Source organism: Bacillus oleivorans (assembly GCF_900207585.1).
In the GTDB taxonomy this organism is placed as follows: domain Bacteria; phylum Bacillota; class Bacilli; order Bacillales; family JC228; genus Bacillus_BF; species Bacillus_BF oleivorans.
In genome coordinates, this window is sequence record NZ_OAOP01000004.1 from 84,236 (window position 1) to 108,786 (window position 24,551).

Here is a 24,551-nt window from a genome sequence, read left to right on the forward strand (position 1 = left end):
TTTCCATTTTAGAAATAGTCCTTTAGTGGGTTGATATCTCCACCGCCCTATAATCCTTTTACTATATTATGCCAAATCAACGCCGTGAATTGTTAAAGAAAGTGAATAAAATATAAGGCTGTCGAGAGTTTCTCGACAGCCTGACTTGGCTAGCGCCAAGACTTTAGGCGCCGGCAATTGCCTAGTTACACTTATCACGCTCGAAACGCCACGTCCTAATGTATCGCTTGACTAGGACGTCCTGTCCGTCGTACTTTATTCCTAAAAATTTTAACTACGTCGAATATACTTCTTTGCTAAAATTTTATACTTTCTTAAAGTGTAAAAAAGTAACCCTCCGTACCATCGGAACGAAGGGTTACTTACTTGGCAGGGTCACTTTTAAGGGAAAGAACATTAGGTAGACTGCCCTCTGATCAATTCTTTTTAGAGATTGATTCACCTGCACTATTCATTATCTCATATTGACGGAGCTTTAGTTCGAAAAGAGTGATCGGATCGCGATAATTTTCTGGATTATTCCGTATTTTGTTTAAATCCTCTTTATTTCTATTAATATGTTCATCTGCTTCCGTTATAGCTCGATTTAGCGCTTCAAACGGAGTCGTAAAAAACATGTTCATATCCCTTGCTATAGAGTTCTCGAATAACTCTAATTGCTGTATAAAGGGATTGATAATAGATTGCACCGTTTGATTGTAATCCGTGCTTTCAATGAAATTTTTATATAGATTCTGGAGTTTTTCTTTATTCTTTGCTAATGGGCCAAGCAGTTTCCCTACGCTTTTCAAAACCAATTGCGAAGGGGTGGAACGCATGATTATATTCGCTTTTTCGAGATGTACCATTCCTCTCGTTATCCTATTTACGTCTCTCCTCCAGTCATCCAGTACCTTGAAGTCACAATCCAATGCAATTTTATCTTCAGCGTAAAGATTATTAATACTATCACTCATTTCATCTAAGAAGGCTTGACTTTTCTTTAAATCATCCTCACAATCCCTAATCCATCCTTGGATGGCATCTTGAAAATGTTGTTTAGCAGTTCCTTCCATATAATGAGTAATCCGCCTATTCATTTCTTCATTGATTTCTATATGGATTTTCCCATAATCACTATCTTCCTTTACAAGATTAGAACAATTTCGAAGCAGTTCAGGTATCTTTGTTAACAAAGCCTGTCTGAAATCATCTTTAAAATCGCCAAATGATTTTTTAATAGCTTGGGCTTTTTCCTCTTCTATGTCACTCAACTGATGATGAATCCCGTTCAGTTTGGCTAAAAGCTCTTCGTTCCATTGAATTTTATCCAATAATGCATTTTCCGTTTCTGCCCGTTTTTCAATCAGGAACTTAATCACCTTTCTAATAATAGACATGATTTTAGAGGTACGCAGCTCTTCGAGAGTATGCTCTTCCATCTTAAGATCTCTAATTAGAGAATCAAAATGTTCACCTGCTAACAAGCCTTCTTTCTCGGCCCAATTCTTAATAGATTCATAAAGTCTCAGTGCGTCTTCCATACCAATTTGATAATGGCTAGACATATTCAACAAATGTTCCGCCTTGCTAACCAAAGCAGAATCCAGAGAACTTGGAAAATATTCACGCCATGCTAGTACCGCTGATGAAGAAATTAAGGAATTTGAAGCGGATGAAACCTTTATCCAATTCGTTAAATGATGATGGATTAGATCAGAAAAGTTCCTTATTAAGAACTTTCCGCTTATTAATTCAAAGTATGTTTCTTTATAAAGGTCGGGTAACTTCTTCCATATATACGAGGTTTCCAAATCGATTCCTAGAAGAAGATTGTTGATTTCTTTTAGCCAAGAAAAAAACAAATTTGTTTGTCTGTAACTATTCCACAATAATGCAGCAAGGCTTTCAAAACGAAACTGATCGAGATTAAATAAAGTTTTCAAGGCTTCTTTAAAATAGTTTGGCTCTATGTTTACTGTAATCCTTCGTTCAACATACTCTTCTAAAACCTTAAACCATGAAAGTGATTCTGTACGAATTGCCTCCTTAACAGCAAGCTCTACCGCATTGTCCCAGTCCTGATTTTCTTCAAAGAACGTCCGGGCAATATCTGTCACACCAGAATAATCTGGGTTTAAGTTAACTGCATTCTTAATGAGATCGACGGCTTTCTCACGTTTGCTTAAGTTTTTGTTTAGTGAAAAAAGCTGCAGTAACACTTCCGTCTGTAAAACAACCGATTCGGTATTTACTGACCTGTAATAGTCTTCCGCAATTGCCAGTAAATCCATTTCATAATGGGCATCTGCAATATTCTTCAGTGCCCATGGTTTTAATTCATTTTCAACATTTTCCCATTTAAAAATCGCTGCTTCATAATCCTTATTCAGGAAATAAACCTCGCCCTGGGAAAAACGGATAGCGGAAAAATCGGGCAGTTCTTCTTTCTTCTCATCCATGTACATCTCACCCAAAATCTGTATAGGGTGACCTTTTTTATCTCCTTCTATGACGTGTTGATAATAGGATTTATTAATGAGTTCATTCTCTAATGTCATCTTGATCCCTCCAGTACTAGATTAGAAGTATTGTGAGTAGTAGTACAAAATTAATATCTTCGAAACTAAAACAATTTTATTTTATAGCTCTGTTAAACTTGACTGTTGATTTCCGCTCCGGTGCACTCCAATCACCTATGTTATAAAATCAACATTAACCTGTAACACAGCTCCTCTATGAAAGTTCGCCAAAATATAGCGACAACTATTGCAATTCATTATTCCCTATAATAATCGAAAGAAAACTAATTTTTATGACGGTGCCTGTTTTTTCAGTGCGGCTGTTTCCACCAGAAGTTTGTTAGAGGCGGCAGGAGAAATCCCCACAAAAAAAAGGGGAGGGTTCTTTGTGGCTGTGGGATGATCCAAGGGTTTAGGACTAAAAAAGGAAAAGAAAAGAAGCAATCTTCTTATATCCACACTTATAATGTCTCAAAAAGACTAAGGGTTGTGTATTCGGGCAAATCTTGAAGATAAACGTAAAAACGGTTAAATAAAACAAAAACTGCCTTCTATTTCGGCAGTTTTTGTTCATTTATTCTATTACTCTTAGTAGTACGAATTACTTTCCAGCTAGTAATAATCCAATTTCCGCCACTAATGCACTACCAATATACGTTCCACTAAAAACAAAAACAGCAACGATAGCAACTTTCCAAGAAGTATTTTTTAAATCAACTAAACGATTTGCTACAGAAATTCCGGCAAAAGTAAGAATAGGTGTTGTGATGGAAAGGAAATCCACCGCTTGGATAGCTTGTACAAAAAAGTCAGAAATCAAGCACATAACAAGGGATGTAATTGAAACCCACCCTAATACTGGAAATTCCTTTAGAAATGTAATTGAACATGTTTTTAACTTTTCCGAAATAAAAATTCCAATCATCGAGAAAAACCATAGTACAATCAGTCCCGTAATCGTCATCCCGGTTACTGCCATTGATTCAGGATTTTTCAAATGCTTTATAATTTGTGTAAACATGATAAGGGCAAGACTTAATAAAATGATCAAACCGTATTTAATATATGAATTACGCAGCGCGTTTTGCATTTTTATCACCTCGTACTAAAAGTCTGTAAATCAATTGCTGTAATGGGACCGCAAGAAATACCATTGTAAAGGTACCTAAGAAACTAGTAAGTAACTGGCTTGCAGATGCATAAGCTAAAATAGTCTTCTCCATTTCTGGGACTTGTGCAACTAAAGAAGCCGATGATGCACTCATCATACTTCCAGACCCCATTCCTGATGCCATTGCCAAGGCCTCAATACTGAAACCCAATTGAAGCATTATCGGTGCAAATATACTGAAAAAAATCGTTCCAAATAATGTACCGATGATATATAAAGATAAAACGCCTCTTCCTTCATCAGAATTTAAAGTATATTTTTCAGAAATATAAGCGAGTTCCCCTTCACGACCAATTCCTAGTGTAGCTCCAATCGCTTCACGTCGTAACCCAAGCAAAAGTGCCACAGGTAGACCTAATAGAACAGTTCCAAGGTTTCCAATTTCCTGAGTTATGAATACCCAGCCAATCTGAAGAATTTCACCTATTTTTGGGGCAACATCTGCACCATATCTCGCCATAAGAGGCAGCATTAAGAAAATCAAGTATTTTCCGGCAAATTCAACATTCTCTTTACTGTAGACTTTTTTCCAAAAGCCTTTGCGGAATAGATTCAGTCCTAAAACCATAGTGATGATAATCGCAAATACGAGCGGCAATAAGCCAATTGAAAAAGTGCCCAACTTAACACTTTGAAATCCTATCATTTCAGCAGCCGTAATGACTACTAGTGCAAATATAATGAGATAAATGAAATTTTTCTTCATGTTAGTTTCCTTTCTTATCCATAATAATTTCATTAATTAAACTGATATATTCTTCATAACTTCTTCTATACAATTTCGAAGGATCAATGTTCCCATTCATTTTTTCGAAAACCTGTGCTAAGAATCTAGGGAAAATCTCATAAATAAATTCAGGGTCGATATCAATAAAGTCATCCCCATGAATCGTTCCCTTAAAGCCACTGTAACCAATCTGAATACAAGGAATCATGTAAGACAAATCACCAATATCTCCTGCTGCACTAATCGGATCATCATTAAACAGCACGTCGATTTCATTATTTTCTTCAAATGCTTCCCATACAAATCCGGATAAATAACGGTCTTGTTTAAAAGGTAAATAACCCATCTGTGTTGAAATTTCAACATCTCCTTGTAATGCTATAGCGCTTCCCTTTGCAGCATCATCCAGTTTAACTGCAGCTTCCTTCATATATTCAGTGGATAATGTCCGTAAATCTGTCCCTACTGTAATAGCGTTTGGTATAACATTGGTTGACATATCTGATTCCATCACAATCGGATTGATTCGTACCTTTTCTGAATCTTTGAGTTGTTGTCGGCTTAAGCCGACAGCTACATTAAACAAGGTAGACATGTTATAAGCATTTTTTGAGGAAAACGGATCAAACCCTGCATGGGTTGCTTTTCCGATAAATTTATATTTTTTATACAGGAATCCAGCTAAATCACAGTTGGTATTAATAGTTCGTTTTGCAAATTCTCCGCCTATAGCATGAACACAGATGCCAAAATCAATATCATCAAAAACACCAAGTTTCATTGCTTCCGGCTTACCGCCATAATGAGTGATCTTTTTTTGTTTTATTAACGCGTCACGATAAGCTAGATCCAAATATTCCTCTGCAGGGACAAAGACAAAGGATATTTTATAATCAAAATCATTGTATACATTTGACTTTACCAAATAATTGTATAAAGCAAGTGAAATGCCAACCTGTGTATAATGACCACAGTTATGTGCAGCACCCGTCTTTTTGTCCGCATACATATGTGATGGGGCATACACCGCATCTAATTCTGCTATAAACGCCACATGTAAATCCTTATCTTGATCACCCAACGTTGTCTTAAAACCAGTAGTACTGAATTCCTCTATTTGAACATCCGGATTCATCTGTTCTAAACAATCAATAACCTTCCTTTTTGTTCTCTCTTCTTTATATCCTAACTCCGGATGAAAATAGATATCTTCAGCCACTTTTTTTATCTCTTCATATTGGTTTTTGAAAATCACGTTCGATTCTCCTTTTTCGCAGCATATTATTTTTATATGGTTATCTCATTAATCTTCTTTATTTCTTTAAATTAACGAATTTGTCATCTCGTACATCTCTCTATCTATTATTTGTATTTTCTATATTGTTGATAGACAAAATCAGTTATTTTTGATATTCAAAACACCTAAATCCGAACAATTTTAATTTTATTATAGATAATGTTCGATATCAACCTTTTTTTCTGATATGTTTATATCCATGGAATATTATGTAAATTTGAAAAAATTTAAGGATTTTATTTGAACCTATTTAACAATCGTTAATTCTTTTCAAGCATTCACTAGTTGACAAAATCACTTGTAAACATGATGGCGATGTCCATATTCAATTTAGTTTTGTTAATCCGCTTCAAAACAAGTAAAAAGGCAAAGGCAACACCCCAAAGGGTTAGTTGCCTTCTTTTAAAATGAGTTGCGAAATACACTCAACATGAGCCGTTTGCGGAAACATATCAACCGGCTGCATATATTCAATTTTATATGTTTTACTTAAAACATCTATGTCCTTCGCCAGCGTGGATGGATTACAGGAAACATACACAAATATTTTCGGTTTGACCTGAAGGATGGTTTTAAGCAATGCTTGGTCACATCCCGTACGCGGCGGATCGACTACAATCACGTCTGGCTTCCAGCCTTCTTTCACCCACTTTGGTAAAACCTGTTCTGCTTTCCCAACCTCGTAGGTGATATTTGTTATTCCTTGGAGCTCGGCATTTCTTTTAGCATCTTCAATTCCTTCGGCAATCACGTCCATGCCCCTGACTTCTGCGGCTTTTCCAGCGAGCCATATTCCGATCGTTCCGACACCGCAGTAAGCATCCACAAGCTTTTCCTTGCCGGTTAAATCCGCTGCTTTTTCCACTTCTTTATACAGCTTTCTCGTTTGGTAAGGATTAAGCTGGAAAAAAGCACGAGCAGAGAGCTCATAGGTATAAACATCTAATTGTTCCTGAATCGCTTCTTTTCCTCTGAGATGTCTGGTTTTTTCACCAAAAATAAGCGAGGTCTTTTTCGGATTACTGTTATGCTGAATCGAAGTAACCTCAGGCAGCCGTTTTTGGATTTCATCAACAATGGCATCTTCTCTAGGTAATTCTTTGGTTACAGTAACTAATACAACCTGAACTTCCCCCGACTCGACCCCGATTCTCGTAACGATCGTTTTGACACTCCCTTTGCGGGAACGCTCATCATAGACCGGAATATTTAAATCGGCAAGAATCTGTTTGACATTGCTTGTTACTTTATTTGTGAGTGGATGCTGGACGATACATTCTCCGATATCAATCAGCTTATGGCTATCCATACTGTATAACCCGGCGATAATCTTTCCATCCCTTTTTCCAACCTGAAATTGACTTTTATTTCGGTAATGCCATGGGTTATCCATTCCAATCGTCGGACGGATATCTAGATTTTCTGTCGGGATCTTCGTGTATCTTTCAAGCGATTGGATGACCAGGTCACGTTTATGTCCGAGCTGATCCTCGTAATTTAAATGCTGAAGCTGGCATCCGCCACACAGCTCATAAACCTTACACGGAGGCATCACTCGCGATGGAGATTTCTTGCGGATTTTACGAATCTCAGCTTCTGCAAATCGTTCATGAATTTTTGTTGCTTTTGCGACAATTTCTTCACCCGGAAGAGCACCAGGAACAAAAACAGCTCCTCTTTTGAAATATCCAATTCCCTCTCCATTGATTCCAAGCTTCTTAATTGTTAATGGAAAGGTTTCACCTGCTTGTAAGACTATTTGCGTTTTAGTTTTTTTGGCTTGCTGCTTTTTTCTTGATTGTTCCACTTTCAATACTCCTCCATAGATAGAGAGAAGCGTATGTCATGTAAGGATTCCATGCTTCTTTCCATCGGTCCATTTCCTCATATGTAGGTTTTCGGTCCATGTTATACAGTTGCTTTAGGGCATTTTGCAATCCTATATCAGCGACAGGAAAAAGGTTCGGTCTTCCTAAGCCAAACAACAGGAAATTTTCCGCCGTCCACTTTCCGATGCCTCTTATTTTTATTAATGTGTTGACGATCTCCTCGTCGTTTTTATCCTGCAACTTATATAAATCTAATTCACCAGAAGTAATCAGCTTCGAAACCTCAATCACATATTCCGCTTTGCGCGTACTAAACTGAAGTTCCCTTAACTCTTCCACTTGGATATTTGCGACGGTTTCTGGTGATGGGTAAAATAAAACACCATCGATTTTTTCACCGTAGGTCTCAACAAATCGCTTTGTTAAGGTAAAAGCAAAATTCATATTTAACTGCTGATGAATAATGCACTTGATTATACAAGAATACAGCCCGAAATCAAGCACAAGCGGTGTCCCTTTATGATTTTCAAAAATAGGAGCCAAATCTGTATTCAGAAAGTGCTGATGAACTTCATCCATATTCGTGTTCCATTGAAACAATCGTTCTACTTCCTGTTTAACGGCTTCGGCAGGCACTCCTTCTTTTTCTGCAAAAGTAAGTAAAAACTCCGGTTGCTCCATGGTGCCAATTGCTTTTACTGAAACTGCAACATTAGCTTGCTGAAGATATACTGGAATTTTAATTTCCCGGTTATTTAGGTCTACATAGTTTAATGGATCCAGCGCTAATCTTTGTAAGATCCCATCAAAATGGTACGGCCCTAGAATCTTCTCCCTTATTTGAACCATCTGGTTATCTCCGTTCCTTTAGTTTGTGCCCATTATAGCACAAATGTTCGGTGGAGAGAATGGGCTGGTTAGAGTAATGTTGGTAAGTTCCATAAGTTTACTTTCGTGCGAATCTGACGGATTTTCGCGCGTATTTTTTAATTTTCGCGCGCAAATTCAGATTTTCGCGCGATTGCATGGCTGAGGCAGTTATCTCAATATTTTTCATAGTAAAAATTGATAAAACTTTATTCAAATTAACAAATCCGTTTAAACTGGTTCCCTATAACCGGCATTTTATAAATCAATACAAAAAAATCTTCAAAAATCATAAAAAGAACCAGAGCGGATTTCCCTGATTGGCTATCCAATCACCTAAAAATTAGACTCCAACATTTTATAATGGACTATTCATATATAAGTCATCAAGGCTTTTAAAGGTATAGCCCTGTTTCTTTAAATCTCGAAGTACCTTTTGCAAAGCTTCGGCATTGTCCTTTGAAACAGTATGAAGAAGAATAATCGCGCCAGGATGAACTTGCTTCATTATGGAATCATAAGCATATCGCCAGCCTCTTTGCTGATTCACATTCCAATCTACAAAGGCTAGTGACCAAAAAATATGAAAGTACCCTTCTTCTTTTGCAACTTTTAGCGAACGTTCACTGAAGATACCCCGGGGTGGCCTTAAATAGTTCATGTGCTGTTGTCCCGTTATTTTTGCAACCTCATCTTTTACATACTTTAATTCTCTTCGAATCTGTTCATCGGAAATCTGTGTAAAGTCCGGATGTGAATTAGAGTGATTGCCGACAATGTGGCCTTCATTCACCATTCTTTTCAATAGATCAGGTTCAGTTCTGATATAATGCCCGGTTACAAAAAAGGCAGCAGGCACTTTTTCTTCTTTTAACACATTCAGTACTTTTTCTGTGTAGCCATTTTCGTAGCCATTATCGAAAGTTAAATATAAAACTTTTCGATCGCCTGGTCCTTTATAAACGGCATCATATTTTTCTAAAAGCTCGTTGTATTTGTTACCGGCATCAGGTGGTTCTCCATTTGTAGCTCGTTTAAATCCCCAGCCAATTGACTGATTGGAAACGGCATAGCCAGTTTGACATAGGATCAACATAAATGCGGTTATGAGAACCCCAATTTTTTTAAAAAGACTCATGATATAAGTCCCCCCAAAACTTTTTTTGCTTAGTTTTCGCGAGGGGAAAATCTTCAATGCAATTATAAAGCTGGCAATTATGACCTTATTAGAGCTGTTTTTCCATGTTTTATTTTAGTTTTATTGAAACTGTATCAGTTTTATCGGAATTCAGCATCTTTTTTCGGAACTCAGCACTCGTTTTTCGGAACTCTGCACTCGTTTTTCGGAACTCTGCACTCATTTTTCGGAACTCAGCACTCGTTTTTCGGAACTCAGTACTCGTTTTTCGGAACTCTGCACTCATTTTTCGGAACTCGGCACTCGTTTATCGGAACTCAGCACACGTTTTTCGGAACTCGGCACTCATTTTTCGGAACTCAGCACTCATTTTTCGGAACTCAGCACACGTTTTTCGGAACTCGGCACTCATTTTTCGGAACTCGGCATCCGTTTTTTCGGAACTCAGCACACGTTTAACAGAACTCAGTACCGTTTAACAGAACTCAGCACCGTTTAACAGAACTCAGACATGGTTTAACCGAACTCAGCTACAATTTAAACGAACTCAACTCCGGTTAACTGAACTCAAAAACTCTTTAAACGAACTCAACTTGAGTTAACTGAACTCAAGCACCCTTTAAACGAACTCAAATCCGGATAACCAATCTTAGCACAGAAATAAACCTATCAAAAAACCGACCCCAAAAAGGATCGGTTCTCCCGCCATAATATTATTTAAAAACAGGTTCTTTAAATTGAGCCAATTTTTCAAGCGATGATTTATCCACATCACGGTGTAAGCTGTTGCCGTGGGAGTCCATTGTCACTACAGCAGTGAATCCTTCTACACGAAGGTGCCACATTGCTTCTGGAATCCCGAATTGCATCAGATCTACGCCTTCAACCGATTTTATACAATCTGCATAGTATTGGGCTGCACCGCCGATTGCATTTAAATACACTCCGCCATGTTCTTGTAAAGCTGCCAATGTTTTCGGACCCATACCGCCTTTTCCGATCACTGCACGGATGCCGAATTTTTTCATAATGTCGCCTTGATAAGGTTCTTCACGGATACTCGTTGTTGGTCCTGCGGCTTTAACATGCCAGTTGCCTTCTTCATCCTTTAGCATAACCGGTCCGCAGTGATAAATAACTTGGCCATTTAGATCCACAGGTGAATCGTTATCCATTAAATACTTATGGATCGCGTCACGGCCCGTGTACATCATTCCGTTAATTTGAACCACGTCACCTACTTTGAGGGAACGGATTTTTTCTTCTGTAATGGGTGCTTCTAATGTAATGACCTGAGGTGCTGCTTCCGTAGCCGCTGCAACTTCTTTTTCGGCTGTTTCATTAAATTCCACTTTTTCTCCTTCTTGGTATAGCCATTCAGAGATTTCCCCAGTTTCTGGAGAAATTAAAACCCCCAGACGTCTATAAGCCCAGCAGTTATAGGCTACTGATACAAAAAAGCTCGCAGGAATTCGGTTCATTACCCCAATTTTACAGCCTAAAAGCGTTGTTTCCCCGCCAAAGCCCATTGTTCCAATTCCAAGCTCATTCGCGTGCTCCATCACATATTCTTCTAATTTACGAAGATCCTCATTAGGGTTAACATCATCGACACTGCGGAATAATTGTTCTTTCGCTAATTCATATCCTGAGGTGCGGTCTCCGCCAATTCCAACACCGATAAAGCCGGCACTGCAGCCTTGACCTTGTGCCTGATAGACAGAATGCATAATACATTTGCGGATTCCGTCAAGGTCTCTTCCTGCACGGCCAAGACCTTCTAATTCACAAGGAAGACTGTATTGAATATTTTTATTTTCACAGCCGCCGCCTTTTAAAATTAAACGAACATCTATATAATCCTTTTCCCATTGTTCAAATTTAATAACTGGAGTGCCGTATCCAAGGTTATCCCCGCTGTTTTTGCCGGTTAGGGAATCAACAGAGTTCGGGCGCAGCTTTCCATTTTCTGTAGCTTGTGCAATCGCTGCATGGATTGCATCTTTGATTCGCAGCTGATTTACTCCGATTGGCGTTTTAATTTTAAAAGTAGGCAGTCCTGTATCTTGGCAAATTGGTGATACATTTTCGTCCGCCATTTGAATATTATTCGTAATCGTTGCTAAACTCATCGCCGCACGAGTTCCTGCGTTTTCTAATGATTTTGCTTGGCGAATCGCACGACGAACATCTTTTGGAAGATTGGTAGATGTTTCGACAATCAATTGATAGATACTCTCTTGAAGCTTTTCTAAATTCATCTTCATGTTCCCCCTCAGGCAACTAAGCCGTTTAATAACGCTTTCAATTATACCCCTTTTTTATACAATTTTGAATAAAACATTTTAATCTTTTAAAGCAATGAGGATAAAAAATAGAATCGAGAGAACAATATAAAATTGGAACGATCTTTTTTGAAAGGGGTTTTAATTAGTGGCTGAACTTGCAAATAGAGTCATAATTGTAACCGGCGGAGCCAGCGGAATCGGGAAGGAAACCGTATTGCAGCTTTCTGAAGAAGGAGCAACGGTTGTAGTAGCAGACTATAATGAAGATGCGGCCAAAGATGTTGTGAGTCAAATTGAATCCAATGGCGGTAATGCTGCATCCTACAAAGTCGATGTATCAAAAGCCGAGCAGGTCAAAGGGATGATTGAATGGACTGCTGATAAATTTGGGACGTTAAATGGAATCTTTAATAATGCCGGAATAGGACTGGTTAAACCTTTCTTAGAAATGGATCCGGAATCCTACCATCGTGTCATTGATGTCGATCAGCATAGCGTCTACTACGGGATGTATTACGGAGCTAAAAAAATGGTGGAGCTAAAGGTACCTGGCACAATTGTAAATACTGCCTCTATTTATGGATTTAGAGCGGCCCTTGGAAGCTTTAATTATAATGCGGCAAAAGCCGCTGTCGTGATGATGTCAAAATCAGGCGCTTTAGAATTAGCTGATTACGGCATACGCGTAGTCGGTGTCGCACCTGGTTTTATCGATACACCGATTTTGGGAGAAAATGAGGAAATGAAAGAGAGTCTCGCTTCCCTCCATTTGCGCGGTAAACTCATTGATCCGAAAAAGGTAGCGAGTGTTGTGACATTCCTATTTACAGATGCGGCTAGTGCGATAAATGGTTCAACTGTCCCAATTGATGATGGTTTTCTCGCTTATAAAACAAAAAAAGGATAAATATAAACGGTGTAAAGCGATGGTTCTCGTTTTACACCGTTTTTTTTGGGACGAATCGTTATTTAACTTGCTGAAGCTTGACTTCCATATCCTCGATCATCGCTAATAAGCGATCGATATCCTCTAGTTCCGTTTCCTCAGGATCAATATTTTCTAAGGTTTCTAAAAACAGATGAAGCCTTTGTTTTAACAATTGAATGGGTTCGTCTTTTTGAATGCTATTTGCCAAGAAGCTCTCTCCTTTCACCGATTATCTTATCGCATCTATCATGTATCATCAATCAGTCATGAAATTCCATACAATTCACTTTTTTTTTTATGGACATCTTTAGTTTTCGTCATCACCCATTGACATATCCAATATAGATGCAATAATTACGATTGGAACAAAAAAGGAGCATGAGAAAGATGATAGACATAATAAATGCACTGGTGAAAAAACCTATATCACCGAAACACGACCCGTGGGAAGCTTATTTGGACTTAGTTGAGCATGGGGATTTAACTTTATCTAATATTGAATTCACCACGACCACTCTTTGCAATATGAGATGTGCTCACTGTGCCGTCGGCTATACCTTACAAACGAAAGACCCGCAGGCACTTCCATTAGATTTGCTTTTACATAGGCTCGATGAAATTCCACATTTGCGGGCAATCAGCATAACGGGCGGGGAGCCTATGCTTTCTTTAAAATCGTTAAAAAATTACGTTCTGCCCTTGCTCGAGTACGCTCATCAGCGTGGGGTATACACACAGCTGAATTCAAATTTAACACTGGATTTTTCACGATACGAACCAATCATACCTTATCTGGATGTGCTTCATATTTCACATAACTGGGGAACTGTCGATGAGTTTGTTGACACTGGCTTTGCCATGATGGAGAAAAAACCGACAAGGGAGCAGCGTGCTAAACTTTTCGCAACAATGATTGAAAATAGCAGGCGTCTTGCCGAAGCAGGGGTATTTGTTTCAGCAGAAACGATGCTGAATAAAAAAACGATTCCTTATTTAGAAAAGATTCACAGGCAGGTTGTCGAAGAGATGAAGTGCGCCAGACATGAAATTCACCCTATGTACTCGGTTGACTACGCTTCTTCATTAGAAGCTTTATCTTTAGATGAGATCAAAGCTGCGATTCGCCATTTACTCGATGTTAGAGATCCTTCCGTATGGATGCTTTTTGGAACTTTGCCATTCTATCCTTGTCATGCGGATGAAGCCGATTTGCAATTGTATAAACGCTTAATGGAGGACCCGATGATTACAGTAAGGAATGATCCCGATGGCCGCTCTCGCTTAAACGTTAATATTTTCTCTGGAGAGGTCATTGTCACTGATTTTGGGGATGTCCCATCATTCGGTAACATCCAAACAGATTCCTTGCAAGATTTATATCAGAAATGGAGAAACGAATCCGTTTCAAAGCAGCTGCTCTGTCATTGCCCATCTGTCAGCTGCTTAGGTCCAAATGTTCTCGTAAAAAATATGTACTACCAAGATGTTGATTTCACTAAAAAACAATCGTTAATTTAACTCCGTGAACCATTTTGTGAAACGAGAAACCGGGTGGTGCCAGGCACCACCCGGTTTTCTATGCACCACCCTAATTTTATTTTGGAACTTCTGATGCGATAAAGGAGAAGGAGAGATGATCTTGGACTGGGATCCATGCACCGATTCCATGGGTTGTGACGTTTTTGACGACAATTTGCCGTTTGTTCCCTTTAAGGGTAATGTATACTTCACCATAGGTAACTTTCCCTTTTTCATTAATCGCAGGGGCATACGCATATAAATAGCCTAGACGTTTTGGCGGGATATTATATATATGGTCCTTTTTGGTTCCTGCCCCTACAATCGTTTCAAACGCAAGCGGAAGCTGTGTTTTTTCAGCAGCCTTTAACATCATCATTTTCATGACATCATCGGCATTAGATACTTTTGCTGTTAAGCCGCCTCGCACCACTTTTTGGGCTTCCTGAACATAATGAATCTGATAAATGTTTCTTCCGCCTCTGTTATCATAATAATTGGTGTTAATCTTTTGGTATTCCCAGTTAGGCGATGTTTCAGTTGATTCATAATACAATGGCCATTCTCCGAGATAAATAGTTGCTCTTAATCCAAGGGCAAACGGCGTTTTATTGACAGAGGATTCATTTAACATTCGAATTAGATTGGGATTTTCAATCCGAACCTTTGACGAATTTAATAGGTTATCCGTAAATTCGCTTGGCTGTAAATAAGGCAAATCCTGTGTTGGGTTTGGATACGTGTTTTCTTTCGTAATATTTAAGACAGAACTAGGAATCTGATACGATTGTGCCTTTGGCTCTGGTTTCTTTTCAGCAAACGCGGTTCCCATTGTACCGATCAGTAATAATACAATAATGAAAGCCAGAAATATTTTTTTCAAAGAAGCTCTACTCCTTTCATACCTACTTGTATTCTTCCCTATTTTTTTCGTTGTGCTCGCGGATTATCCATCATAATAAAAAAACCCGTTAATTTTGTAATGATGTTGTAATATTTAGAATATTTACAACTGTCTGATTCTGTTTTATAATAATCCTAACTTTAATCAAAGGAGGGCTAGCGGCACACGAGACAACTAGATTAAGGGGGGATGCATGACTAACTTTGGTACGAGTGCTTCAACCTTTCTTGCAAGATTATTTCGTATGCTTTCCGGTAAATTAAAGATTTTTTTTAAATCACAAAGATGTTGATAATGAAATAAAGACCCCCGAACCACAATTCGGGGGTCTACTTATTGGCGTGTTTTTAAGAAACAATTTCAAAGCTTTCTGTAATATGGATGCTGTCTTTTACGGACTGATACATCGCACAATTCTTTTTTGCCAATTCTAAAATCTTATCCATAGCTTCCTGCTTCACATCACATTGGATCTCAAAATGCAAATGAATATCGGTGACTCGATTTGCCGTATCCGGATCCCGCTTTACCTCTGCCGTTACTTTTAGTCCTTCCACTTTAAATCTTTTTTTCTCCAAAATTTTTTGTAATACACCACCGCTGCAGACAGCCACGGAGGAAACTAATAGCTGATATGGCCGGTACCCCTTTGTTTCATCTGAAGCCACATGTAATTCCCCAAATGGATGCTCAAGTATAAAACCGCCCTGATTCTTTAGAACAAACTCCATCTTCCCACACCCTTCTTTTTTCTTTATTTTACGTAGATTGGATTTCTCTTGCCAAGTCACGCGATTCGGATTACCATCAGTATGTTAACTAAAATTTGAAACAGAGGTTTGCTTATGAAATCAGATCTATTCCGCTTCTGGATTCTGGTTAGTATTGTCGCTATCTCAGGCTTCAGTCAGGGAATGCTTCTGCCGCTAATCGCTATTATTTTTGAAAATGATGGACTTTCATCAAGTTTAAATGGTTTAAATGCAATGGGACTATATATCGGAATCCTGTTAATAAGCCCGTTTATGGAGCACCCTCTTCGCAAATATGGCTATAAGTCAGTCATTGTTTTTGGGGGGCTTCTTGTTTTTGTATCATTGGCTCTTTTTCCATTATGGACATCATTTTGGTTTTGGTTCATTTTACGTTTATTGATTGGAATTGGCGATCACGCTCTCCATTTTGCGACCCAGACTTGGATTACCTCTTTCTCTAGTCCAGCTAAACGCGGGCGAAATATCTCTCTTTATGGTTTATTTTTTGGAGTAGGATTTGCTGTTGGGCCCTTAATGACGCCCTTAGTCAATATCAATCAGGCGCTTCCCTTTATTGTTTCTTCTATCCTATGTTTAATTGCCTGGATATTTGTGTTCTTCCTTAAAAATGATTATCCTGAACAAACGATTGAGGTTCATTCTTTACGGGTAACAATAAAACGTTTTGCTCTTGCAGCGAAATATGGGTGGGTAGCGTTTCTGCCACCGCTAGGGTATGGATTTTTAGAATCCTCATTAAATGGAAGTTTTCCAGTCTATGGCTTACGGATTGGATTGGATGTGTCGAGTATCTCAGTTCTATTAGCAGCCTTTGCGATCGGAGCAATCGTATTTCAGCTGCCGCTTGGGATTATGAGTGATAAGTGGGGCAGAAAAAGGGTATTAACATTTGTATTGCTTCTTGGATTTGCAAGCTTTTCAACGGCCAGCTTTGTTGAGCATTCTGTAATGGCTTTATCGATCTGCCTTTTTATAGCTGGTATGCTCGTCGGTTCCACCTTTTCACTAGGAATTAGTTTTATGGCTGATATTACTCCTAAAAATTTATTGCCTACGGGGAATTTGTTGTGCGGAATTGCCTTTAGCTTAGGAAGTCTAGCTGGGCCCTATATTGGCGGAACCTTCATTCAGTTTTTCGAAAACATTAGCTTCTTTTTCATTATAAGTGTTATGTTATTTTTGATCTTCCTTGTGATTATTTTATTTGGTGATAAATCCCCTGAACTGAAAAAGGGTCAGCCCCTCGCATGACAAAGCGGGCGCTGACCCTTTTCCTTTAAAGAGCTCTAGTGGTATCCGTTTTGGCCGTTTGCCGAGCCCGATGTTTTATGTTTCGGATGACTTTTCTTATTTTGCTTTGTGTTCCCATCTTTCTTCGTATGCTTAGCCATGTTCGTCCCCCCTTATCCATAAGGTTTCCTAGATGGCAGCCGAAAAAAGCAGGAATTAATTTCTGCGTGCAAAAACTCATCTTTTTCTTACTAAAGCAATGAAAGCATTTATTTCTCCGCCGATGATAATGACAAAAGAGGTTAAATAAAACCAAATTAAAAGGACAATAATTCCGCCAAGACTGCCGTACATATGAGCGTAGTTGCCAAAATTATCGACATAAAATGAAAAAGCAAGTGACACAACAGCAAATCCAATCGTAGCAAACACAGCTCCCGGAATCGCATCAGCCAATAGGACTTTCTTGTTAGGAGCAATCATGTACAGTCCTAAAAACACAATAAAAATAATGATGGAACTGATAACCCAGCGAAGCGTACCCCATACCCGCAAAAATTCCCACGAATTATTAAAATGATCAGCAATATACAGTCCTATCTGTTTACCAAAAACGGGCAGAAGAAGCGCAATAATAAATACAAAGACCATCGCAACGGTAAGAACAATTGCCATCCCCCTTGCCTGCCAAAACGGACGGCTTTCGGGGACATCATATGCACGGTTAAACCCTTTTACTATCGCATTAATTCCATTTGAAGCCGACCATAAAGTCGCAATGATCCCGAAGGTTAAAAGCTGGCCGCTATGGTGCTCCATCAGTTGATGCAGATTATTCTCAATCAGCTGCATGGTCTGACCTGGGGCAAAATCTCTAATCACATTCAAGATATCCATTTCTGTAATTGGCAAATAGGGTACTAATGAAACTAAAAAGATCAGTAAAGGAAAAAGGGATAGTAAAAAAAAGTAGGCGAGTTGAGCAGCAAGCCCAAATACATCATCATTAGTAAAACGATGGTAAAATCGAAATATCAATGAAGGGATCCCAACCTTCCCCATTCACTCACCCCTTACTTTTTAGCAGTCGGTGCGGTTATCATGTATGTCAGGTTTTAACTGGATATTAGACTGCTCTATACTGTTTCCCTTACCTTCCACTACTTTTTTTGACTCGCTAATAATATCTGTGACTTTTGTTGGCACATCCTTCAATTCATAAAGCTTGTCTGATATATATGTAACATCATCACGAATATTCTCATAGGCTTCTTGATAATCCCTTACCATATTTTTTACTTTTTGAGCTGTCAGCTTAGGATTTTTGATTGCTTTTCCTATTTTCTTTCCTGAATCGGCCATTTCCTTTCTTGTTTGTTTGTCTAATAAAGAAACGGCTCCACCAATAAGTGCTCCCCAGCATACACCTTTCCAAAATTTATTATTCCCCATTTTCATCGTGCCTCCTATCCTTTTTTACAGCTTATTTTTTGTTATAACGTATGACTCTACCCATTATAATTCACTGGAAAGTTTTTATTTATTTTGTTCGATTCCTTCGTGCTGTTTTATGATAAAATGAAGCAAATGTGTGCATCCTTCCTCAACTAATTGATATACCTCTTCAAAATTCCCGGTAAAGTAAGGATCCGGTATATCCATTACTGAAGGCTGATGAACAAAATCCATTAATCTGTACACCTTTGATGCGGGAAATTGCTTCGTTAGCTTCTTTAAGTTCTCTATATTGCTTGCATCCATGGCTATAATATAATCGAATTCTTCAAGATCGTTAGAACTCACTTGTCTTGCAACAATACCATCGAAGGAAATCTCATTTTGCTGTAAAATTTCCCTCGTTCCCTGGTGGGGAGGATTCCCAATATGCCATCCCCCTGTACCTGCTGAATCAATTTCAATTTGATTTTCAAGATTTGATTGTTTAACATTATGTCGAAAAACAGCCTCAGCCAGTGGAGAACGACAAATATTTCCTAAACATACAAATAAAACTCGAATCATAGCAATACCTTCTTTCCTTGTTTGACAATGTGTGCAACAGATGTAATGATGTTCCAAAATTTTTAATGATCTTTTTGAAAGGGGGTCCTTTAAATGAATAATCAAGATGTAATTGCTGACCTTTTAAATGATATAGCAACAAAGTTAAAACTGATCAATATGCAAGTACTGAAGCCTGAAGGTTTTAAAGAAGACGCAATAGAAGATTTGAAGTTTTTGCATAAAATGGTGATGAATAAACCTCATTTTAGTCCTAGTGAAATGCAAGCTATCGTTGAGGAAATCGGTTCATTAAAGGTTCAAAAATAAGTTTTGTCGATTTTCGAATGTTATTGCCAAGGAAATAAAAAATTTGTAAAAGCTGTTGGAAGCTCTTACATATTTTGACGAAGAGTCTGTAACGTTACAGACTCTTCTTTTGTTCCGTTAAAATCATTGGGCCATCAGGCATAATCGCAATCGTATGTTCATATTGAGCAGAAAGCGAACCATCCACAGTACGGGCAGTCCAGCCATTATTGTCCATTTTTGATTGATAGGCCCCAATGTTCACCATTGGTTCAATTGTAAATACCATTCCTTCTTTTAAACGAATTCCTTTCCCTGGAAGTCCGTAATGAGGAATATCAGGTTTTTCATGCATAGCGGCACCGATTCCATGGCCGATAAAATCTCGGACAACGGAAAATCCTTGGCCCTCGACAAACGTTTGAATCGCATGGCCGATATCCCCCACACGATTTCCAGCCTTTGCTTGCTCGATTCCTAAGTATAGTGCCTTTTCAGTGACTTCCAATAACTTGTTCGCTTCATCTGAAACATTCCCAACCGCATAGGACCAAGCCGAATCTGACAGAGCTCCATCATAGTTGACGACCATGTCGATTGTTACAATATCTCCCTCTTTTAATGGTTCTTTCCGGGGGAAACCATGACAAATCTCATCATTGATACTGGCACAGGTTGCATATTGGTATCCTTTATATCCCTTTTGTTCTGGTGTCGCCCCGTGTTCCCTTAAGAAACGATCAACAAATTCTTCAATTTCCCATGTTGTGATGCCGGGAGCAATTAATTTTTTTATTTGTTGGTGAACTTCAGCTAAAAGTTCCCCAGACTTTTTCATTTTTTCAATTTCTCTTTGTGATTTTAAGACAATCATTTTTTTCATCCCTTCACACAGCTGTGCTGTTACAAAAATCATTTTACAATAAAATCTTATTTATTTTAACTAAAAGGTGTTCGTCACTTTTTAGTACGCACGTTTTAGTATTGTTCCTTATCTCCAATCTAACCCATTCCATCCTGAATCAATAGAAAAAGGGGTCAAGACTAGTGTCAGACCCCGCATTTATTATGATAGGCTTTTCATGGCTTTCGCAATTTTTCCGCCAAGCCTCGCATTATTTTTTACCAGTGCTATATTGGCTTCCAGGCTTTTTCCTTCCGTCAAGTCTTTAACTTTACTTAAAAGAAAAGGGGTTACATCTTTTCCTTTGATTTGTTTAGCATCCGCTTCTGCTAAAGCTTGTTCAATAATTTCATTCATAAATTTTTCGTCGAGGGCATCCTTTTCTGGAATTGGATTAGCAATAACAATCCCGCCTTTAAGTCCCAAATCCCACTTAGAGCGGATGAGTTGAGCAATTTCTTTTGGATCATCTAAACGATAATTGACTTCGTATGGACTAGTTCGCGTATAAAATGCAGGCAGTTCATTCGTTTGGTACCCCACAACAGGTACTCCCTTTGTTTCCAGATATTCCATCGTTAAGCCTAAATCTAAAATTGATTTAGCGCCAGCACAGACAACGGCGACATTAGTTTGAGAAAGTTCATCTAAGTCAGCCGAGATATCCATCGTTTGCTCGGCTCCCCTATGGACACCGCCAATTCCGCCTGTCACAAATAATGTAATACCCGCCAATTGGGCACAAATCATGGTCCCGGCTACAGTTGTGGCACCAGTTTTCTTTTGCGCTATGATATAAGGCAAGTCTCTTCTGCTCGCCTTTATGACATCTTCAGAGTTTGCTAACTGTTTAATTTCAGCCTGACTCAAGCCTATATGAATTTTGCCATCCATTATGGCAATGGTAGCTGGAACAGCCCCTTCTTCTCTTATAATTTCTTCTACTTCTAAGGCCGTTTCAATATTTTGAGGATATGGCATCCCATGAGTGATTATCGTTGATTCTAAGGCAATAATAGGTTTGCCATTTTCCATTGCTTGTCTGACTTCTTCTGAAAATACTAACTGATTTTTCAAATCTAGGAGCTCCTTTTTTATGATTTAAGCTTCTCACGAAAAGTACTTATGATAAGTTTCCAGAAGCTTTGAATGATTCATAGATGAATATACGGTTTCCGTTGTTTGCAGGGTTAAAATAGAACTGGCTACCCCTAACTTACAGGAGTCTTCTATGCTAAATCCTTTTGAATTTCCATAAAGAACTCCTGCAACGAGCGAGTCCCCCGCTCCCGTAACATCCTTTACTTCAATTTTTGGGGGAATCACAGCACCCGCTTCCCCTCTTTTTGTATAAAACATAAGTCCCTTATCACCGCGGGTAATGACAACATTTTCTACCCCTTTTTTCACCATTTTCTCGGCTGCTTTAAAATAATCTCCATCTGACGTAATTGATTGATTAGCAATCACTTCTGCTTCTTCCTGGTTGGCAATTAGCCAGGTAACCCCATTCAGCTGTTGCGGAAGCTTTTTAGCTTTTGGCGATGAAACAGGTGCAATTGTCAAAGGAAGGTCTTCTTCAGAACAGCGCCTAATCACATGCTCAAGCACGCCCTTAGAGAAATTCGTATCCATCAAAATCATATCTGCAGATGATAAGTATCCCCATCTTTTATCAATAAAGGGTATATTCACTTTACTGTAGATTCCCATATCCGCAATCGCTAATTCCATTTCACCGTTTGCATTTAAGATAGCGGTATAAGTACCTGTTGCTTCTTCCGGCCAAACTTGTGATGAAGTAATATCGACAAAATCCTTGGTGTAATCCAGAAGCCACTGCCCTTCATAATCATCTCCGACCACGGTAATAAGTGATACACCGCAGCCAAGTCTGCCTAAGTTTTCCGCCACATTTCGCGCAACCCCACCGCATGCTTTTACACTAAAAGCCGGGTTCGAAGTTCCGTATATGATTTTGTTATAAACTTGCAGTTTTTGGTCAAAATTTGCCCCGCCAATACAAGTGAAATTAATCTTTTCCGGCAGGATGTAAGCCCTCCCTAAGATTTTTCCTTGTTTGGTCAAAACAGAAATATAACCTGCCACGGCCGATCTCGATAATCCTGTTCTCTCCGCAATTTCATTTTGCGAAATAAAAGGATTTTCTTTAATAATGTCCACAATCATTAGTTCTTTTTCGTTCATGGTATCCCCCCGTCTCCCTATCTCCATTTAAACAAATGTTTATAATTCTAACAAGTGTCTTTAAGTATTTTTTAATAAAAAAAACCGTACTGCATATACAGTACGGTTAGTTTGTACGATTTTCTTACGATTCATCGGGTGGATTGTTCGGTAATATTAAAATCTCGACTCTTCGATTTTTAGCTCTTCCTTCAGCCGTACTATTATCAGTAATCGGCTGAAACTCTCCATATCCTTTTGCACTAAACCATCTTGGATCTAGCTTCTCATTTTGAAGCAGCAGCTTCATAAAGTTGACAGCCCGCATCACACTTAATTCCCAGTTAGATGCAAACTGCGCATTTCGAATAGGGATATTATCCGTATGGCCGCTAATAATAATATTTCTCGCTTCCTCAAGCACTAATAATTCAGATAAACCCTGTGCAATCCTAATATTTTCCGGGCTAACTTCTGCCTTTCCCGATTCAAACAAAATATTATCGCCAATCGTAATCATTAATCCTTCATCCGTAAGCGACGTTTCTAGTTCCTCTTCCAGCCCTTTTTCTTGAATAAAGGCATCCATTTTAGTTTGAATGGCTTGCAGCTGCTCTTCTTCTGTAGGAATATTGGTTACAGTGGTTCCAGCTATATCTCTATTAGTAGGTTCTTCATTTTCATCGGTGGCTTCATCATTTCCTTCTGGCATAGGACTCGGATAGTCCAGAGCTCCTGTTCCCCCGGTAAAAATATCATTAAAAGCTTTGGAGAGCTTGTCAAACTTACTCGCATCTACTGTACTCATAGAAAATAGCACAATAAAAACAGCTAATAAAAGAGTTAATAAGTCTGCGTATGGTAAAAGCCATGCTTCATCAACATGTTCTTCACTATTTTTCTTTTTGCTTTTACGCATTATCGTTCACGCCTTCTTTTAAGAGATTCTTCCTCTCGTCTTCTGGCAAAAATGACGCCAATTTTTGTTCTAGTAAACGAGGGTTTTCTCCCTCAAGGATGGAAAGAATGCCTTCGATGATCATTCTTTTTTGTTTCGCTTCCGCTTTTGATTTTTGCTTGAGTTTATTTGCAAATGGATGCCACAGCATGTATCCGGAGAATATTCCCATTAAGGTAGCTACGAAAGCAGCACTTATCGAAGCTCCTAAAGCTACTGTATCCTCCATATGAGTAAGGGCTGCAATTAATCCTACAACCGCCCCAAGCACCCCTAAAGTTGGTGCATAAGTACCTGCCTGAGAAAAAATAGCTGCTCCGGAATGATGACGTTCCTCCATTGCTTCAATTTCTTCAGTCAGCACATCTCTAATATACTCAGCGTTTTGTCCGTCAACTGCAAGAGTCAGTCCATTTCTTAAAAAAGGATCATCTATATCGCTTGCCAATGTTTCAAGAGCAAGGAGTCCTTCTTTTCTTGCAACTTGCGCCATTTCTGAAAACTTTTGAATTAATTCAGTATCCGGAACAAGCTTTTGCTCTGTAAAAACAATTTTTAATAACTTAGGAACCCTTTTAATCTCTTTTGTAGGGAAGGCTATAATAACTGCAGCCGCTGTACCCAAAAAGATAATTAATAATGCGGCCGGATTAAGTAATACTCCAACTTCAACACCCTTCAGAGTCATTCCAAACCCGATCGCAATTACCGCTAATATCAGGCCAATTATTGAAGTTTTATCCATAAACTGCACCCATCCTCTGTATTCTTAGATTTTTTTATTTCACGCATTTACAGCAATGAGTGAGAAAAAATTCTCTACCATCTATATCGACTTCTATTCCCTCTTTCTTAATAGCTTTGGACAAAATAAAAGAGGCAAACTTTTGTTTTAAAGTTGCCTCTGCAGTAGAATCGTCTTATTACTTAACTTTCGCGGTCGTACAAAGCAAAGCGGATTGCTAAAGGACATTGGTTCCGTTATCTGTGACAAAATCGCAGGATTTCAAAATTAGCG

General features: G+C 38.7%; 23 protein-coding genes. 4 read left to right on the forward strand and 19 right to left on the reverse strand.

Features of this window, described 5'->3' with window-relative positions; genetic code table 11:
- Positions 1–416 precede the first annotated feature (416 nt).
- The 8 genes from CRO56_RS10000 to CRO56_RS10035 form a co-directional block, all read right to left on the reverse strand.
- Positions 417–2,540, reverse strand: a complete 2,124-nt coding sequence (locus tag CRO56_RS10000; RefSeq protein WP_097158490.1) for a tetratricopeptide repeat protein — start codon at positions 2,538–2,540, stop codon at positions 417–419.
- 562 nt (positions 2,541–3,102) lie between these two features.
- A complete protein-coding gene (locus CRO56_RS10005) occupies positions 3,103–3,591 on the reverse strand; it encodes a hypothetical protein (RefSeq protein WP_097158491.1) in 489 nt (162 codons plus the stop codon).
- Positions 3,572–4,378: a DUF3100 domain-containing protein gene (locus tag CRO56_RS10010; RefSeq protein ID WP_097158492.1), complete on the reverse strand. Its 807-nt coding sequence runs from the start codon at positions 4,376–4,378 to the stop codon at positions 3,572–3,574. Before CRO56_RS10010 ends, CRO56_RS10005 begins: the two co-directional genes overlap by 20 nt.
- A gap of 1 nt (position 4,379) precedes the next feature.
- Complete coding sequence (locus tag CRO56_RS10015; RefSeq protein WP_097158493.1) at positions 4,380–5,654, reverse strand: M20/M25/M40 family metallo-hydrolase; 1,275 nt, start codon at positions 5,652–5,654, stop codon at positions 4,380–4,382.
- A 430-nt stretch (positions 5,655–6,084) separates the two neighbouring features.
- On the reverse strand, positions 6,085–7,503 hold the full coding sequence (gene rlmD / locus CRO56_RS10020) for a 23S rRNA (uracil(1939)-C(5))-methyltransferase RlmD (protein ID WP_097158494.1): 1,419 nt from the start codon (positions 7,501–7,503) through the stop codon (positions 6,085–6,087).
- A complete protein-coding gene (locus CRO56_RS10025) occupies positions 7,463–8,374 on the reverse strand; it encodes a DNA-3-methyladenine glycosylase family protein (RefSeq protein ID WP_097158495.1) in 912 nt (303 codons plus the stop codon). The genes rlmD and CRO56_RS10025 overlap by 41 nt, the downstream gene beginning before the upstream one ends.
- Positions 8,375–8,750: 376 nt before the next feature.
- Entirely contained in the window at positions 8,751–9,488 is a 738-nt protein-coding gene (gene pdaA / locus CRO56_RS10030) for a delta-lactam-biosynthetic de-N-acetylase (protein ID WP_245855821.1), read from the reverse strand.
- Positions 9,489–10,243: 755 nt separating this feature from the next.
- Positions 10,244–11,791: a fumarate hydratase gene (locus tag CRO56_RS10035; RefSeq protein ID WP_097158497.1), complete on the reverse strand. Its 1,548-nt coding sequence runs from the start codon at positions 11,789–11,791 to the stop codon at positions 10,244–10,246.
- A 172-nt stretch (positions 11,792–11,963) separates the two neighbouring features.
- On the opposite strand from CRO56_RS10035, the gene CRO56_RS10040 reads away from it, so the two are divergent.
- Positions 11,964–12,725, forward strand: coding sequence for an SDR family NAD(P)-dependent oxidoreductase (locus CRO56_RS10040; protein ID WP_097158498.1), 762 nt, complete (start codon positions 11,964–11,966; stop codon positions 12,723–12,725).
- Positions 12,726–12,783: 58 nt separating this feature from the next.
- Here the strand turns inward: CRO56_RS10040 and CRO56_RS22850 are convergent, their stop codons facing one another.
- Complete coding sequence (locus CRO56_RS22850; RefSeq protein WP_097158499.1) at positions 12,784–12,954, reverse strand: SE1561 family protein; 171 nt, start codon at positions 12,952–12,954, stop codon at positions 12,784–12,786.
- 179 nt (positions 12,955–13,133) lie between these two features.
- Here CRO56_RS22850 and yfkAB point away from each other — a divergent pair, with 179 nt between their 5' ends.
- Positions 13,134–14,264, forward strand: coding sequence for a radical SAM/CxCxxxxC motif protein YfkAB (yfkAB, locus tag CRO56_RS10050; RefSeq protein WP_097158500.1), 1,131 nt, complete (start codon positions 13,134–13,136; stop codon positions 14,262–14,264).
- Between the two features lie 76 nt (positions 14,265–14,340).
- Here the strand turns inward: yfkAB and CRO56_RS10055 are convergent, their stop codons facing one another.
- Together CRO56_RS10055 and CRO56_RS10060 are read right to left on the reverse strand one after the other, a co-directional pair.
- On the reverse strand, positions 14,341–15,096 hold the full coding sequence (locus tag CRO56_RS10055) for a YfkD famly protein (RefSeq protein WP_179714264.1): 756 nt from the start codon (positions 15,094–15,096) through the stop codon (positions 14,341–14,343).
- 419 nt (positions 15,097–15,515) lie between these two features.
- Positions 15,516–15,899, reverse strand: coding sequence for an OsmC family protein (locus CRO56_RS10060; RefSeq protein ID WP_097158502.1), 384 nt, complete (start codon positions 15,897–15,899; stop codon positions 15,516–15,518).
- A 114-nt stretch (positions 15,900–16,013) separates the two neighbouring features.
- Between CRO56_RS10060 and CRO56_RS10065 the strand changes: the two genes are divergently transcribed.
- Positions 16,014–17,195: an MFS transporter gene (locus tag CRO56_RS10065; protein WP_097158503.1), complete on the forward strand. Its 1,182-nt coding sequence runs from the start codon at positions 16,014–16,016 to the stop codon at positions 17,193–17,195.
- A gap of 216 nt (positions 17,196–17,411) precedes the next feature.
- Here the strand turns inward: CRO56_RS10065 and CRO56_RS10070 are convergent, their stop codons facing one another.
- The 3 genes from CRO56_RS10070 to CRO56_RS10080 all read right to left on the reverse strand — a co-directional run bounded on the left by CRO56_RS10070 (position 17,412) and on the right by CRO56_RS10080 (position 19,196).
- Entirely contained in the window at positions 17,412–18,236 is an 825-nt protein-coding gene (locus tag CRO56_RS10070; protein ID WP_097158504.1) for a YihY/virulence factor BrkB family protein, read from the reverse strand.
- An 18-nt stretch (positions 18,237–18,254) separates the two neighbouring features.
- On the reverse strand, positions 18,255–18,626 hold the full coding sequence (locus CRO56_RS10075) for a hypothetical protein (protein ID WP_097158505.1): 372 nt from the start codon (positions 18,624–18,626) through the stop codon (positions 18,255–18,257).
- A gap of 84 nt (positions 18,627–18,710) precedes the next feature.
- Positions 18,711–19,196, reverse strand: a complete 486-nt coding sequence (locus tag CRO56_RS10080; RefSeq protein ID WP_097158506.1) for a low molecular weight protein-tyrosine-phosphatase — start codon at positions 19,194–19,196, stop codon at positions 18,711–18,713.
- Between the two features lie 93 nt (positions 19,197–19,289).
- Between CRO56_RS10080 and CRO56_RS10085 the strand changes: the two genes are divergently transcribed.
- Positions 19,290–19,505 carry a DUF1128 family protein gene (locus CRO56_RS10085; protein WP_097158507.1) on the forward strand — a complete coding sequence of 72 codons (216 nt, stop codon included), beginning with the start codon at positions 19,290–19,292 and terminating at the stop codon, positions 19,503–19,505.
- 94 nt (positions 19,506–19,599) lie between these two features.
- On the opposite strand, the gene map is transcribed toward CRO56_RS10085, so the two are convergent.
- From map to motA, 5 genes are all read right to left on the reverse strand, one after another.
- Positions 19,600–20,358 (reverse strand): type I methionyl aminopeptidase, encoded by a 759-nt coding sequence (map, locus tag CRO56_RS10090; protein ID WP_097158828.1) that lies wholly within the window; start codon positions 20,356–20,358, stop codon positions 19,600–19,602.
- Between the two features lie 192 nt (positions 20,359–20,550).
- A complete protein-coding gene (locus CRO56_RS10095) occupies positions 20,551–21,465 on the reverse strand; it encodes a pseudouridine-5'-phosphate glycosidase (protein WP_281257299.1) in 915 nt (304 codons plus the stop codon).
- A gap of 33 nt (positions 21,466–21,498) precedes the next feature.
- Positions 21,499–22,596 carry a carbohydrate kinase gene (locus CRO56_RS10100; protein WP_097158508.1) on the reverse strand — a complete coding sequence of 366 codons (1,098 nt, stop codon included), beginning with the start codon at positions 22,594–22,596 and terminating at the stop codon, positions 21,499–21,501.
- 124 nt (positions 22,597–22,720) lie between these two features.
- A complete protein-coding gene (gene motB / locus CRO56_RS10105; RefSeq protein ID WP_097158509.1) occupies positions 22,721–23,497 on the reverse strand; it encodes a flagellar motor protein MotB in 777 nt (258 codons plus the stop codon).
- Complete coding sequence (gene motA, locus CRO56_RS10110; protein ID WP_097158510.1) at positions 23,487–24,278, reverse strand: flagellar motor stator protein MotA; 792 nt, start codon at positions 24,276–24,278, stop codon at positions 23,487–23,489. The genes motB and motA overlap by 11 nt, the downstream gene beginning before the upstream one ends.
- Positions 24,279–24,551: the final 273 nt, after the last annotated feature.